Annotated in this window: 9 protein-coding genes; 5 read left to right on the forward strand and 4 right to left on the reverse strand. The window is 58.9% G+C overall.

Annotation, left to right across the window (positions count from 1 at the left end; all coding sequences use genetic code 11):
• The first annotated feature begins 679 nt into the window (after positions 1 to 679).
• From E4631_RS17770 to E4631_RS17780, 3 genes are all read left to right on the forward strand, one after another.
• Complete coding sequence (locus E4631_RS17770) at positions 680 to 3,712, forward strand: SusC/RagA family TonB-linked outer membrane protein (RefSeq protein WP_133655613.1); 3,033 nt, start codon at positions 680 to 682, stop codon at positions 3,710 to 3,712.
• A gap of 22 nt (positions 3,713 to 3,734) precedes the next feature.
• Positions 3,735 to 5,354 carry a RagB/SusD family nutrient uptake outer membrane protein gene (locus E4631_RS17775; protein ID WP_133655614.1) on the forward strand — a complete coding sequence of 540 codons (1,620 nt, stop codon included), beginning with the start codon at positions 3,735 to 3,737 and terminating at the stop codon, positions 5,352 to 5,354.
• A gap of 481 nt (positions 5,355 to 5,835) precedes the next feature.
• Positions 5,836 to 6,291 carry a hypothetical protein gene (locus E4631_RS17780; protein WP_133655615.1) on the forward strand — a complete coding sequence of 152 codons (456 nt, stop codon included), beginning with the start codon at positions 5,836 to 5,838 and terminating at the stop codon, positions 6,289 to 6,291.
• On the opposite strand, the gene E4631_RS17785 is transcribed toward E4631_RS17780, so the two are convergent.
• The 4 genes from E4631_RS17785 to E4631_RS17800 form a co-directional block, all read right to left on the reverse strand.
• Positions 6,288 to 7,565, reverse strand: a complete 1,278-nt coding sequence (locus E4631_RS17785; protein ID WP_133655616.1) for a zinc dependent phospholipase C family protein — start codon at positions 7,563 to 7,565, stop codon at positions 6,288 to 6,290. The genes E4631_RS17780 and E4631_RS17785 overlap by 4 nt on opposite strands.
• 77 nt (positions 7,566 to 7,642) lie before the next feature.
• Positions 7,643 to 8,767 (reverse strand): CaiB/BaiF CoA-transferase family protein, encoded by a 1,125-nt coding sequence (locus tag E4631_RS17790; RefSeq protein WP_240735034.1) that lies wholly within the window; start codon positions 8,765 to 8,767, stop codon positions 7,643 to 7,645.
• Complete coding sequence (locus tag E4631_RS17795) at positions 8,767 to 8,982, reverse strand: hypothetical protein (protein WP_133655617.1); 216 nt, start codon at positions 8,980 to 8,982, stop codon at positions 8,767 to 8,769. Before E4631_RS17795 ends, E4631_RS17790 begins: the two co-directional genes overlap by 1 nt.
• 19 nt (positions 8,983 to 9,001) lie before the next feature.
• Positions 9,002 to 9,742: a class I SAM-dependent methyltransferase gene (locus E4631_RS17800; RefSeq protein ID WP_133655618.1), complete on the reverse strand. Its 741-nt coding sequence runs from the start codon at positions 9,740 to 9,742 to the stop codon at positions 9,002 to 9,004.
• Between the two features lie 175 nt (positions 9,743 to 9,917).
• Here E4631_RS17800 and E4631_RS17805 point away from each other — a divergent pair, with 175 nt between their 5' ends.
• Positions 9,918 to 11,549 (forward strand): DEAD/DEAH box helicase, encoded by a 1,632-nt coding sequence (locus E4631_RS17805; protein WP_133655723.1) that lies wholly within the window; start codon positions 9,918 to 9,920, stop codon positions 11,547 to 11,549.
• A 445-nt stretch (positions 11,550 to 11,994) separates the two neighbouring features.
• Positions 11,995 to 14,997 (forward strand): pitrilysin family protein, encoded by a 3,003-nt coding sequence (locus E4631_RS17810; RefSeq protein ID WP_240735036.1) that lies wholly within the window; start codon positions 11,995 to 11,997, stop codon positions 14,995 to 14,997.
• Positions 14,998 to 15,127: the final 130 nt, after the last annotated feature.

The following is a 15,127-nucleotide window of genomic DNA, read 5'->3' on the forward strand; positions in this document are numbered from 1 at the left end:
GCCGGGGCACCCGCGCGGGGGTAGGGGCGCGAGCGTTGTTTCAAAATGCAAAACCTGGCCTTGAAACCAGCGCACTGCGTCCAATAGGCTTTTCGCGTGCAGTAGCAACTAGGGTGCCGCTTATTCTCAGTTTTTTCTTCGGGCTTACTCACGAGCCAGTAGGGGCCTTTTGCAGCCTGAAAAATAGTTGCCAGCGGCCTATTCCCTACCCCCCGGCGGCGTGGCAAGGCGGCTCCGGGAGCATGCTTTAGCGCCTTATCTATTAGGCTAATTAGTTGGGGCAATGAATTTTACTAAATATCCTTTCTCCTCTCTCATAACACAATGAGCTACGCAGGACTTTCTAGCCTTTCTACCTGAATTCAATAGTCTTCAAACCCACGCTACTGACCTCACCAGTTAGGCTTCTTGCCAACTTGGTCGCCAGTAGTAAAAAAGGCTTTTTTAATTGGATTATGGTGGCACAATAACTTATCTTGTTGTCAATTCTAACAATTTTTTACTATTTCAGCGGTTCGCATCCGCAATCGTTTGCAGTTGTCATGCCCCCCTTTTTGACAGCTTTTTTGACTTGCTGGTGCCAGTAGTTTTCCTAGCTCTTAGGGGCTGCAAGCGGCAAAACAAGCCAAGTCTTTACTCATTTTCTTATTTCACTTTTCCCCACCCGTTTCAACGTTTTATGAAACACTCCTACCTGGTGAAGCTACGGTTTCTCCTACTTTTGATTCTCGGTCTATCCGCCTCCCTAGGCGCTTGGGCTCAGGCTACTACCGGCTCGGTAAGCGGCCGCGTTGCGGATGCTAAAAACGAAGGCCTACCCGGTGTTACGGTGCTGATTGAAGGCACCTCGGTAGGTGGCTCAACCAATGCCGACGGCACCTACACCATTGCGGGTGTGCCCGCTGGCCCCCACACGCTGATAATCTCGTTCATCGGCTACACTACTTCCCGAGTGCCCGTAACGGTGACCGCCGGCAGCACCACCAGCGTACCGGCCCAACTATTGGGCGAAAATGCCACGGCGCTCGGTGAAGCGGTAGTGATTGGCTACGGCACGCAGCGCCGCCAGGACCTGACCGGCGCGGTGGAGCAAATTGACTCTAAGCAGTTTGTAAAGGGCCAGGTAACTAACCCCGAGCAGCTCATTCAGGGTAAGGTAGCAGGCGTGCAGATTACGACCGGCGGTGGTGCCCCAGGCTCCAACTCCCAGATTCTGATTCGCGGCGGCTCGTCGCTGTCGGCTTCCAACCAGCCCCTCATCGTTATCGACGGCGTACCGGTAGATAACACGGGCATTTCGGGTGCCTCCAACCCGCTCTCGCTCATCAACCCCAACGACATCGAGAGCATTACGGTGCTGAAAGATGCCTCATCTACTGCTATTTACGGGGTGCGGGCCTCCAACGGCGTTATCTTGGTAACTACCAAGCGGGGTGTGCAGGGCGACTCCTTCCACGCCTCGGCTTCGACGCTGCAGTCGATTTCTACCCCCGTTAAGTACGTAGATGTGCTGAACGCAGACGAGTTTCGGGCGCTGGTGAATGCCAAGGGCAGCGCCAGCCAAAAAGCCTCGCTGGGCACGGCCAATACCGATTGGCAGCGGGAAATCTACCGCAATGCCTACTCGGCCGATAACAACGTGAGCATCAGCGGTGCAGCCGGCATCCTCCCCTACCGCATCTCGACGGGCTACCTCTACCAGGAGGGCATCTTGAAGCGCAATGACCTGAAGCGCTACACGGGCTCGCTCACGCTGAACCCCGTACTGCTCAACGGTAGCCTGAAGATTAACCTGAACCTCAAGGGCTCGTGGATTGACAACAACTTCTCGGACCAGGGCGCCGTGGGCGCGGCCGTGCTCTATGACCCTACCCAGCCCATCACCTCAACCGATGCGAAGTATGCCCCTTATGGTGGCTATTACCAGTTCCTGGACCCCAGCGGCAATGGGCAGCTTAACTCGCTGGCAACGCTTAACCCAGTGGGCCTCATCAACCAGCGCCGCGACCGCAGCACGGTGAAGCGCAGCATTGGCAATATTCAGCTTGACTACAAAATTCCGTTCATTACGGGCCTGAGTGCCAACGTAAACCTGGGCTACGACGTGCAGCGCGGCCGGGGCACGGTGAATGCCGCTACCAATGCGGCAGCATTCTACAACCAGCGCGGTGCCAACAACTACTACGCGCAGGATCTGAACAACACACTGCTCGAAGCCTACGGTCGCTACGAGCACAGCTTTGGCAGCAATAGCAAGCTGGAATTCCTGGCGGGTTACTCCTACCAGAAATTTGAGAACCGCAACTACATCGTTAATAACTACTCGGCCGACGGCACCATCTTCCAGCAGCCCGTGGCACCAGCTTACAACGGGGAGTACACTACGCTCGACACCAACGTGCTGGAAGGTTACTACACCCGCCTTAACCTGAATTTTTCGGAGAAATACCTGCTGACGGGGACGTTCCGGGCCGATGGCACGTCGCGCTTCAACCCTAACCACTTCGGTTATTTCCCATCGGGCGCGTTTGCCTGGCGCATCAAGGGCGAGGAATTCCTGAAAAACTCGACTGCTATTTCGGACCTGAAGCTGCGCGTGGGCTATGGCCAGACGGGTCAGCAAGACCTGGGGGGCAGTTACTACCCCTACCTGGCTAACCTAGGCCTGAGCACGCTCACGGCCCAGTATCAGCTTGGTAATCAGTTTTACCAGACCCTGCGCCCCAACCAGTACAACCCCAATATCACTTGGGAAACGACGACGACGTACAATGCCGGTCTGGACTACGGTTTCTTCGACGGCCGCCTATATGGCTCATTCGACGTGTACCAGCGCGACACCAAGAACCTGCTGTTCTTCACAAATATCCCGGCCCTGTCGGGTTTGTCTAACGCGGGCAACTTCAACGTGGGCTCGCTCACCAACAAGGGGGTAGAGGCCATCGTCAACCTGGACCTAGTTAAAGGTGACCGCCTCAACATTACGGTGAACGCCAACGCCACCTACAACCACAACGAAATCACGAAGCTTAGCAATTCCAACTCGTCCGATGACGTGGGCCAGAAGGTTGGCGGCATCAGCGGGGGGGTAGGCAACACGATTCAGGTGAACTCAGTGGGCTATTCGGCCAACACGTTCTACATGCAGCAGCAGGTATACGGCCAGAACGGCAAGCCGCTCGAAGGCGTGTATGTAGACCGCAACGGCAACGGCAGCACGGCCGACGACTTCTACCGCTACAAGTCGGGCCGCCCGAACTACATCCTGGGTGGTGGTGCCAACATGAGCTACAAAGGCCTCAACGTGGCCTTCACGCTGCGCGCCAACCTGGGCAACTACATCTACAACAACCAGCGCTCGCAGGCCTTCTACGACGCAACCAGCAATGGCTACGCCAGCAACAAAAACCGGGAGGTACTCAACTCGGGTTTCACCTCGTCTCAGATATACTCCGATTACTTCCTAGAGAACGGCTCTTTCCTGCGGATGCAGAACGCTACCCTGGGCTACAACTTCGGCGAACTAATCAAAAAAGGCACGAACTTAAGCTTGTCGCTTGCAGTTCAAAACGTGTTTGTAATCACGAAGTATACGGGTCTGGACCCGGAAATCGTGAACTTCCCAACTGGTTCGCCGCCGGCACCCGGCATCGACCAGACCATCTACCCCCGCCCCCGCACCTTCACGGTTGGGTTGAATCTTGGCATCTAATTTTTCCCACCCTCTCGCAATTATGCAACGCAATTTCACTCGCACCCTGGGAATGTTAGCACTGGCCGCTGGGCTGGCCGCCGCTTCCTCGTGTACCAAAGACCTCAACCAGACCCCCGACTACTCGGCCAACTCCGAAGTAGTGTACAGCGACCCGGCCCAGATTCAGCAGGTGCTGGCGCGCCTCTACGCCACTTTTGCGGTGAGCGGCCAGAATGGCCCATCAAGTGGCACTGCCCAGCCTGATATTTCGGGTATCGACGAAGGCTTCTCAAACTACCTGCGCCAGTACTGGCAAATTCAGGAAGTAACCACCGACGAAGCCGTAATTGGCTGGACCGACAGTGGCCTTCCTGACCTCAATACCAATAAGTGGGATGCCAACAACGCCTTTGTGCGCGCTACCTACGACCGGGTTTTTTACGAAATCGCACTCTGCAACGAGTTCATTCGCCAAACTTCGGATGCCAACCTCACGAAGCGTGGCCTGAGCACCGACGCGGCCAGCACCGTGCGCACCTACCGCGACGAAGCCCGCGTGCTGCGCGCGCTGAGCTACTGGCACGCTATCGACCTATTTGGCGGCGGCCCCTTTGCTACGGAAGCCGACGCTATCGGCACCATTCCGTCCTACAAGAAGGGTAGCGATATGTTTACCTACGTCGAGTCAGAGCTGAAAGCCGTTGACGTGGCTGGCCTGCTGCTGAAGCCACGCGCCGTATATGCCCGCGTAGACCAAGCCGTGTGCTGGACGCTGCTCACCAAGCTTTACCTGAATGCAAAAGTGTATACGGGTACCGACCGCTCGACTGACGCCATTACCTACGCCAACAAAGTATTGAACGCCGGTTATACACTGAGCCCCACCTACTCGTGGCTCTTCCTGGCAGATAATGATAAGAGTGCAGCCCGCAACGAAATCATTTTCCCTATTGCGTTCGACGGCATCAAAACGCAAACCTACGGCGGCATGACCTACCTGATTCACGCGCCGGTAGGTGGCTCGGTTCAGCCCGCCACTATTGGAATCAACGGTGGCTGGGGCGGCTTGCGCACCAAGCCGGCACTGACTTCGCTCTTTCCGGGCGGGGCTACCAGCACGGCTGATACTCGCCAGACGCTGTTCTACACCAAAGGCCAGAAATCGAGCGTCGATACGCTAGCCCTGTTCACCAACGGTTACTTGGTTCTGAAGTATAGGAACGTGACTTCAACCGGCAAGCAAGGCTCTGACGCGCAGGTAAACGGCGGCTCCGGCAACTTCCCCGACACCGACTTCCCCATGTTCCGCCTCGCCGATGTGCAGCTGATGTACGCCGAAGCACTGCTCCGGGGTGGCACGGGCGGCACGGCCGGCACGGCCCTCGCGCAAGTCAATGCAGTGCGCGCTCGCTCGGGTGCAGCCCCGCTTGCCAGCGTGCAGCTCGCCGACATCCTCGATGAGCGTGGCCGCGAATTGTATTGGGAAGGCCACCGCCGCACCGACCTCATTCGCTTCGGCAAGTACACAACCGGTTACAACTGGGCATTCAAGGGCGGCTTACCCGCTGGCAAGGATATCGAAGCGTTTCGCACGATATTCCCCCTTCCGAATACCGACCGGGTAGTGAATCCTAACCTGCCGCAAAATCCTGGCTACTAAGCCTCCTTTGCCCGAATACACGGAGCGCTGCACCAGCAGCGCTCCGGTTTTAATCCTTTGGGATAACCTCGCCCTTGGGGGCACCTGGAGTAGTACTGGCAGCTCGCTTGTACAGAATGCTGACGACATCGTGGTACCTACGGCTAAAACGTACACCATCGTTCTCACGCCTAGTACGCTCGATACCAACACTAAGAAAATTACCGGAGCTAGCTTTACCGTTAAGTAAGGAGCTACTTACCTTGTAGAATAAAAAAAGCCGCTGTTTATCAGCGGCTTTTTTTATGCGATTACGATTTTCGGCACTAAAATAGCAGCAACTTGTGTTTGTAGCGGGTCCCCGTTTTGTGAGCTGGCAGCGACAAGCCATCAACTGAAAACCCAGGCCCCGCAATTCGTCTCGTTTTAAACACTACTGATTTCTTTTATAGGCAATTCCTACAGAATAAATAATACGTAGTAGTTATATTACCTAGCATATATGCGCACTATTCCCCTATTTTTGGTAGCAGCCGGTTTCTCGCTTGCTTCCTTACCCGCCATGGCCCAGTTGGCTTCGGCTACCATCAAGGCTGCTGAACCGGTGGCGCCCCGCCCTACCTCGGTAGCCGACCGCGCCGAAGCCCTTACGGTAAACATGACGCAGGCACTTAGCCTGAATCCTGCTCAAGTCGAGAAAGTCCGGCTAATCAATACCAATTCGGTGCGCAACCTGGAGGCCGCCCGCGTGCGCTACCGGCAGGAGCCGGCCAAGCTGCGCGGCTCCATTGAGGATATTGGCCTGGCGCGCCTGGAGCAGTTGAAAGACGTGCTCAATCCTGCCCAATTTGCTCGCTATCAGCAGAAGAGGGAAGAGAAAATGGGCATTCCTACGGTGCGAGGCAACCAAGGCAACCCTACCCCCGGCCTGCCCACCGGCCGGGGCGACGATAACTAGGGTTTCAGGGCGCGCAAGCGTACCAAGGCCTCCTGGGTTTTGCGCAGGTTGTCCTTTTCCTTCTCCTCCACATTGCTTGGTGAGCGTGAGTTGTCGGCGAAGAAAGCCAAGATATTCTGGCGCACCGGAGGCGTAATGTCTTTGAAATCGTTTTTGGCCAGCTCGCGTACCCATTCGCCGTAAGTGCGGTCGGCCAGGCTGTACTCGCCCAAGAGGGTAGGATGACCGGTATCGAAATCGGTGTTAGGCAATTTGGGCGCCTGGTTCACCTCGGCCGTTTGCGCATTCAGGAACCGGCAGTACGTCAAGATAGTCTGGTGAAAGCTGGCACGAAACAGTGCCTGCGACTTGGGTGAAGGAGCAATAAACTTGAGACTCTTGAGCTTACCAACTTTCGGGATAATCTGGATAATGCCGGCCACGATGCGCGCGCCGAAACCCGGCCGCTCATAGTTTGAGCCGTACTCGCGCTCATAATTAGCTTTGCTCTGCTTGTACACGTAATCGCGGCGGCGAATGCGGCGGTTCACTTTGCGCAGCTCGTGCCGATTGGCGCGCCAGGCGGCCCGGCTGGCCAGCGGAATGAGGTTACGCACCGCAAAGCGATACGAACCCAGCGCTAGTTCTACGTTGAACACTATCTGCTTCAGCTCCAGGCCATATGTTTGGGCAAAGGCGCGCTCCAGAAGGTCTTTGCTGACCTTAAAGCCAATAAAATCGTGGTAGGCATTGGAGCGGTAGCGCCCGGCGGCCAACTGCGTTACGTCGAAGGCAAATTCGGTGCGGCCGTGCGCCACCGGGTCTTCCGCATACGTCACCACCGGCCCATATTGCTCGCCAAGCTTGGGGAAAAGGAGAGGCACCGAGCGGTTGATACCCATTTCGTGGCCGTAGATATCGGCGGCGTAGTGGGCCAGCGCCCCCAGGGCAAAGGCGTATTCGTTACGGTCGCGCGCTTCCTTCAATAAATTGCTGACAAAATCACCCGACCGTACGTAATGGGCCAGGTTGGTAAAGAGCGGCGAGCCGAAGGGGTAGTAGCCCATATCCTGCATAATGGAGCCTCCGTAGGCATAGGCTTTCGCGTTGCGCAGGTCCTCTTCGCTACCCCCCGGAAAGCGCCGCTCAATGGCCGGGCGCAGGCACGGCGTCCAGCACGAGTCAATATTGGCTTGGTGGCTGAGTACAGAATAGGCTTGGGCCGGGCGTTGCGCCAACAGCAGCAACCCCACTAGTAGTATGCCGAGAATGCGCGGCAGGGATATACATTTCATGCAAAAGCGGTAACGAATTACCTCAACGGTAAAGCCTGGGAAGGCGTTGCGAGGCACCGCTTGTCCAATTATCGCGCCTAACCTCCATTGGGCAGCGGCGGGGGGGGTAGCAAGGTAGCGGCAGTGGGCCAGGCCGAGCTGCGAAACGCTACGGTGCGCAGGCCGGGGTAGGGAAAAGTGGCCGCCGGGGGCAGCAGCATGGCCCGCGCCACCTCCTGGTCCAGGGCCTCGCCTACCGAGTGCACTGCGCCAGCCGGCACGCCCAAGCGGGCTAGCTCGTGCAGCAGGGCCGCGCCGTTGAGCTCCGCAATGCGCACCAGCAGCAGCTCTTCGAGTGCCTGGCGGTGGCGCACCCGGGCGGGGTTGGTGGCAAAGCGCACTTCGCGGGCCCAGTGCGGCCGTTGCAGCACCAAGCACAGCTGCCCGAACTGCGCGTCGGTGCCCACGGCCAGCACCAGCCGCTGGCCATCGGCGGCGCGGTACACGGTGCCGTAGGGCACAATGCCAGGGTGGCCCGAGCCCAGCGGCACGGGGTCGTGGCCGGTGGTGAGCCAGGTAGCGCCCTGGTTGGCCAGCGAGGCCAGCGCGCTATCGTGCAGGCTCACTTCGATTAAGGCACCCAGGCCGGTTTTCTCGCGCTGATACAACGCCGTAAGGATACCTTCTTTGAGCTGGTGCGCGGCCAGCAGGTCAATGAGGGCCACGGGCATCTTCTGGGGCGGGTCGGCCGAGCCAGCGGCATTGAGGTGCATGAAGCCGGTTTCGGCCTGGAGCACGGCATCGTAGCCCACGCGCGGGCTGGCGGGGCCGTAGCCCGTGAGGTGCGCGTAGATGAGGCGCGGATTGAGGGCTCGCAGGGGGGTAGGGCCAGCGCCCAGCTGGTCGGCGGCACCGGGCTTGAAGCTGGCTACCAGTACGTCGGCCTGGGCCGCCAGCCGGTGCAGTTCGGCCTGCGCGGCGGGCTGCGTGAGGTCGAGTACCAGCGAGGTTTTGCCCCAGTTAGAAGCCGCGAAGTAGGCTGATACGCTGCTCTCGGGGTCGTCGCCAGCGGTGCGCCAGGTACGGGTTACGTCGCCGGCGGGCGCTTCTACTTTCAGCACCGCTGCCCCCAGCTCGGCAAAGAACTGGCCCACTTGCGGGCCGGCTAGCACGGTAGCCAGCTCCAGGACGCGCAGGCCGGCAAAGGGCAGGGTAGCAGTCATCAGCCTAAAGGATATAGCAGTTTTTTATCGGTTTGCACCCGCGACGCCCATTCTATGCATTCCCACACGGCCATGGCAATGGAGGCTTTCTGGCACATGAGTTCCATACGAACTTGCTGCTGCTTAAAAAGAAGCACCGTATAGCTACCGGTGGTCGACAGCTTCACGCGCACTTTCCAACCGGCGGGCAGACTAAGAATTTTTTTAGGTTTCATCGAAATAGTTGCTACTTCATTACACCACGCCGGCCCGCGCAAACACTGGAAATACTATTTCCCGCTCCCCTACCCCCCACTGGCGCGTCAGCTCATCGGCTATGAGCAGCACGGCATCGGCATTATCGTGCTGGCGGCCGTAGTTGGCCACCGCCGACCACGTGCGCAGATAATCTAGGTACCAGGCCGCCGACCACTGCCGCCGTACCTCAAACCGAGCGGTGCGCACGCGGGCAAAGGGAAATTGCAGCCGCGCGTACTCATCTAATACGTGCCAGCGGTTGGCGTCCCAGTAAGAACCCACCACCTCATCGTGAAAGTGCCGGATGAGCGCATCCAACTCCGCGCTGCCCGTCTGGCCCAGGCCGTAGCCCCACTCGGCCAACACGGTGCCGGGGCCGGCCACGCGCCGCACCTCGCGGTGGTAGGCCTCCTGGTCGAACCAGTGTACGGCCTGCCCCACGGTAATTAGGTCGAAGTAGTCGTCGGGGAAGGGCGTATGCTCGGCCGTGGCTACCTGGTAGTGGATATTGGGCCGCTCCTCGGCTTCAGCTAGCTGATTGGCGCTGAGGTCAGTAGCCTCCACATCGCGAAAGTGGTCGGCTAGCACCGTGGCCACTTGGCCATTGCCGGTGGCGCAGTCCCAGGCCCGCAGGCGGTTAGGCACCTGCGGCAATAGCCAGGCGTAGAGTTCGGGTGGGTAGGAGAGGCGATAACGAGCGTACTGCGCGGCTTGCTCCGAAAAACGGTCAAGGGACATGGGGCGAAGGTAGGCGCAAGCGGGGCACTTATTCAGCTTACCTTTGTTCTAAATCAAGCGGTTTGCTGGCCGGGAAACGCAAGGTCAGCTCTTTTTCATTCACTTTTCATAAGCTGAACCTTTGACTTTCCACGATTTCAACCTCCACGACGACCTCCTGGCCGGCGTGGATGCCATGAACTACCTCAACGCCACGCCCATTCAGGAGCAGGCCATTCCGAAGATTCTCGCCGGCAAAGACCTGATTGCCTGCGCCCAGACCGGCACCGGCAAAACGGCCGCCTACCTGGTGCCGCTGCTTGACAAGATTTCGCACGCCGGCCACGGCACTACCAGCACGCTGGTGCTGGTGCCCACCCGCGAGCTGGCTACCCAGATTGATGAGCAGGTAACGGGCTTCGGCTATTTTGTAGAAGCTTCATCCATTGCCATTTATGGCGGCGGCAAGAGCGAAAACTGGGAGCAGCAGAAGCGGGCGCTCACCTCGGGCGCCGATATTATCGTGGCTACCCCCGGCCGCCTTATTGCCCACATGCAGCTCGGCTACGTCAAGTTTGAGGACCTGAAATACCTGGTGCTCGACGAGGCCGATAAGATGATGGACATGGGCTTTGCCGATGACATCCTCAACATTGTGCGCCAGCTGCCCAAGCAGCGCCAGACGCTGCTGTTTTCGGCTACCATGCCGAGCAAAATCAAGGATTTCTCGCAGCAGATTCTGCAAGACCCCGATGAAGTGCGGCTGGCCGTGAGCAAGCCCGCGGCGGGCATCAACCAGCAGTTTTACATGACGTTTGACCACCAGAAGCTGCCCGTGCTGGAACACCTCATCAAGGCCCAGGACGTGCAGAGCATGGTGCTCTTTACCAGCAAGAAAGCGGCCGTAGCGGGCATCGTGCGCTCGCTCAACAAGCTGGGCTACCCCGCCCAGGGCATAAGTTCGGACCGCACCCAGGAGGAGCGCGAAGAAACGATGCGCGCCTTCAAAAACAAGCAATTCCCCATTCTGGTGGCTACCGACGTGGTGAGCCGCGGCATTGATATTGACTCGCTGAGCCACGTGGTGAACTTCGACGTGCCCCGCGCCGCCGAGGACTATGTGCACCGCATTGGCCGCACGGCCCGCGCCGCCACCACGGGCACGGCCATCACCTTTATCGCCGACCAGGACCAGGACCGCATCATCAAAATCGAGAAGCTCATTGAGCGCGAGATTGAGAAGCAGGCCATTACCGAAGGCTTGGGCTATGGCCCCGCACCCGAGTTTGACCCGAAGCGCTTTAGCGGTCTGCGGGGCAAAACTGGTCCCCGCGAAGGTGGCCGGGGCAGTAGTGGTGGTCGCGACAGCGGTCCCCGCCGCGAAGGCGACCGGGGCCCACGCCCGCCCCGCGCCGAGGGCGACCGCCGCGAAGGCGGTGGTGGCCGCGACCGCGGCCCGCGCCGCGACGAAGACAAGAATGACCCTAAACGCGCTGAGCGGCTAGCCCAGGCCACGGCGCGCCTCGCGGCCATCGACGCCGGCCAGGCCCCCGTGCCGGCCTACGTGGCCCCGCCCCGCGAGGCCCGCCCGCCCCGCGAGCCGCGTCCCGAAGGCGAAGCACCCCGCGCCCCGCGCCCACCCCGTGAGCCGCGTCCTGAAGGGGAAGCCCCTACCCCCCGTGAGCCCCTTGCCGATGGCGATAAGCCTGAGGGCCAGCGCCGCCGCAAGCGTGGCGGGCGCAACCGGGGCGGCAAGGGCCCACGCCCGGCCGAAGGCGCTACCCCTACTGCGGATAACAATGCTCCGGCAGCCCCCAGCGCCGAATAGAGCAGAGAAACAAATTGCACAAAGCCCGGCCAGACAGCGTTTGGTCGGGCTTTGTGCGCTTTCCGGGCTCCGGAGAAGGGGTAGGCAGTGGCGGAGCTAGCACGGGAACCGACATCTTTTGCGCGCCCGGATTACTACTAATTGAGAAGCGCTACGTTAGCTGGCAACCCCTTTTTAGCTGGTTGCGGCAAGCCGAACGGGCGCTGCGCTAGTACCAGCGGAAGCCCTTAGGGGAGAACGCGCTGAGTCCTGCGCAGGCCATGCAAAACGGGGCACTTTAGCCACGACAGCAAGACAGGCTGTGAGAAAAAAGCCCGCAACAATTTTGCGCAAATGCGTGTTTTCTAGGTTACTACTCTCAGCAATTGAATCGCGAAAGGTAACTCTGCGGAATTGATTTTTTTGTTTTTTATTCCCCGCACGAACTTCTACCTTTGTGCCCCTATTGCAAGTCCCTCGCGCTCTGACTACCCTGTTTGTGAATCGACCGTTGTTGCTCCTGCTGCCCGCGCTGGCTGCCCTCGGCCTCACTACGCAGTGTCAATCGAGTAAGCCTGCCGCTACGGCAGCCACTACCGCCCCCGCCGTTACGGCCCCTACCCCCCGGGCCTACCGCTACGAAACCGCGCCCAACGACCCGCTCGGCGTGCGCGTGTATACGCTGGCTAACGGCCTGAAGGTCTACCTGTCAGACTATAAGAACGCGCCCCGCATCCAGACGTACCTGGCTGTGCGCGCCGGCTCCAAGAACGACCCGGCCACCGCTACCGGCCTCGCGCACTACCTCGAGCACATGGTGTTCAAAGGTACTTCGCGCCTCGGCACCAAGGACTGGAGCAAGGAGAAGCCGGAGTTGGATAAGATTGAGGCGCTGTACGAAGTGTACCGTGGTGAGCGCAACGACCCGCTGGCCCGCAAGCGCACCTACCACCAGATTGACTCCATTTCGGGGGTAGCGGCGCGCTACGCTGTGCCCAACGAGTACGACAAGCTGATGGGCAGCATTGGGGCCAAGGGCTCGAATGCGCATACGTCGAACGAAGAGACTGTTTACCAGGAAGATATTCCGAGTAACCAGCTCGAAAAATGGGCCGCCGTGCAGAGCGAGCGCCTCAAGGAAATGGTACCGCGCCTGTTCCATACCGAGCTGGAGGCAGTGTATGAGGAGAAAAACCGGGGCCTGGATTCCGATTTCAGCAAGGAGTTTGAGGCGCTGAACGCCAGCCTCTACCCTACCCACCCCTACGGCACCCAAACCACCATCGGCACGATTGAGCACCTGCAAAATCCGTCGATAACCGAGATTAAGAAGTACTTCGGCCAGTACTACGTGCCCGGCAATATGGCGCTCTGCCTGAGCGGCGACCTGGACTACGACCAGACTATCCGGCTGATTGACAAGTATTTTGGCGAGCTGCCAGCCAAGCCGGCGCCCACCTTTACCGCGCCGGTGGAGAAACCAATTACTACCCCCCTCGTGAAGCAGGTAGTGGGGCCAGCGTCGGAAAACGTGATGCTGGGCTACCGCCTGCCTGGCAAGGCCACCCGCGACGCCCTGCGCCTGCGGATGCTGGATAAAATTCTGACCAACGGCCAGGCTGGCCTTTTCGACCTCGACCTCAACCAGCAGCAGAAGGTGCTGCAAGCCCAGACCTTCGCCGACCTCAACGATGACTACTCGACGCACGTGCTCTACGGCACGCCGCGCCAGGGCCAGAAGCTGGAGGAAGTGCAGGCGTTGATGCTGGCTGAAGTAGCCAAGGTGAAGCGCGGCGATTTCCCCGCCTGGCTCATTCCGGCCATCGTCAACAACGAGAAGTTGGGCCGCACCAAGAGCTACGAGAGCAACGAGGCCCGCGCTTCGGCCATGTACGAGTCGTTTATTGAGCGCGTAAGCTGGGCCGACTACGTGCAGCAGAACGAGGATTTTGCGACCATTACGAAGGCCGAAATCGTCAAGTTTGCTAACGATAACTACGGCCAGAACTACGTGGCCGTGTTCAAGCGCACCGGCGAAGACCCCAACAAGGTGAAGGTAGTGAAGCCGGCCATTACGCCGGTGCCGGCCAACCGCGACGCGGCTTCGGCCTTCTATACGGAGGTATCGAAGCTGCCCAACACGGAGTTGCAGCCGGTTTTTATTGACTACAAGACAGATATTGAGCAGGACACTATTAAGCCGGGTTTACTGCTGTACGCCACAAGAAACAGGGAAAATAAACTGTTCAGCCTGTTCTACGCCATTGACCTAGGCACTAATAATAACCCTTTGCTTGACGTAGCCACGGATTATTTGCAGTACCTAGGCACCGGTCAGTACTCGGCGGCGCAGCTCCAGCAGGAGTTTTACAAGCTGGGCTGCTCGTTTGCCGTCAGCAGCAGCCAGGACCGCGTGCTCATCAGCCTCAGCGGGTTGGATAGCAACCTGGAGCCGGCCATGCAGCTATTTGAGCAATTGCTCAATAACCCGCGCACCGACGCGGCGGCCCTCAAAAATCAGGTGGCTGGTATTTTGAAGCAGCGCCAGGATGCCAAGCTTAATAAAGGCGTGATTTTGAATCAGGCCATGCTGAACTACGCCAAGTACGGCCCGCGCAATCCGTTTACGGATATGGTGCCGGAGGCGCAGCTGAAAACGCTGAAGCCGGAGCAGCTGACGGCGCTGCTGAAAAGCCTACCCACCTACCAGCACCGCGTGCTGTATTACGGGCCGCGCGAAGTGGCGGGGATTACCAACGTTATCCGCACCGAGCACCGCACGCCTGCCATCCTAAAGCCTGACCCGGCCGCCAAGGACTTTGCCGAGCAGCCGCTGAAGGATAAAAAAGTCTACTGGGTCGATTATAAGATGGTACAGGCTGAAATCCTGTTCCTGACAAAGGGCGACATCTACGACCGCACGATGGCGCCTACGGTGGCGCTGTATAACGAGTACTTCGGCGGCGGCATGGGCAGCATCGTATTTCAAGACTTGCGTGAGAGCAAGGCGCTGGCATACTCGGCCATGTCGCGCTACGCGAACGCGGATAAGACGGGCCGCTCGAACTACATCCTCAGCTACATCGGCACGCAGAGCGACAAGCTCCCCGAGGCCATGGCCGGCATGGAAGGCCTGCTCACCGATATGCCGCTGGCCGACGCCAACCTGGCCATCGCCAAGCAGAGCATTCGCAACAGCATCGCTACCGACCGCATTACCCACGAGGGCGTGCTGCTCAGCTACGAGCGGGCGCGCCGCCTGGGCCTCGACTACGACCTGCGCCGCGACGTATATGACCAAACCCAGAACATGACGTTTGCCGAATTACAGAAATTTCAGCAGGCTAAAATCCGGGGGCAGAACCAGGTTATTCTGGTTATCGGCTCCAAGGACCGGCTGAATTTCAAGGAATTAGCTAAGTACGGCACCGTGCAGCAACTGACGCTGAAAGAGATTTTTGGGTATTGATTTTATACTGAAATTTTATGCTGCTTGTCATTGCGAGCAACGCGAAGCAATCGCACTGGAACAAGACGTTCGAGTGTCGTTTTGGTGCGATTGCTTCGCGTTGCTCGCAATGACAAGCGGCTCCCCTACC

This window comes from Hymenobacter sp. UV11, assembly GCF_004684095.1.
Classification (GTDB): Bacteria; Bacteroidota; Bacteroidia; order Cytophagales; family Hymenobacteraceae; genus Hymenobacter.

Excerpts from the sequence above, each read along its gene's own strand:
- E4631_RS17775 (WP_133655614.1), top strand. The coding sequence starts at position 3,735 with ATGCAACGCAATTTCACTCGCACCCTGGGAATGTTAGCACTGGCCGCT.
- E4631_RS17780 (WP_133655615.1), top strand. The coding sequence starts at position 5,836 with ATGCGCACTATTCCCCTATTTTTGGTAGCAGCCGGTTTCTCGCTTGCT.
- E4631_RS17805 (WP_133655723.1), top strand. The coding sequence starts at position 9,918 with ATGAACTACCTCAACGCCACGCCCATTCAGGAGCAGGCCATTCCGAAG.
- E4631_RS17785 (WP_133655616.1), bottom strand. The coding sequence starts at position 7,565 with ATGAAATGTATATCCCTGCCGCGCATTCTCGGCATACTACTAGTGGGG.
- E4631_RS17795 (WP_133655617.1), bottom strand. The coding sequence starts at position 8,982 with ATGAAACCTAAAAAAATTCTTAGTCTGCCCGCCGGTTGGAAAGTGCGC.
- E4631_RS17790 (WP_240735034.1), bottom strand. The coding sequence starts at position 8,767 with ATGACTGCTACCCTGCCCTTTGCCGGCCTGCGCGTCCTGGAGCTGGCT.
- E4631_RS17800 (WP_133655618.1), bottom strand. The coding sequence starts at position 9,742 with ATGTCCCTTGACCGTTTTTCGGAGCAAGCCGCGCAGTACGCTCGTTAT.
- E4631_RS17770 (WP_133655613.1), top strand. The coding sequence starts at position 680 with ATGAAACACTCCTACCTGGTGAAGCTACGGTTTCTCCTACTTTTGATT.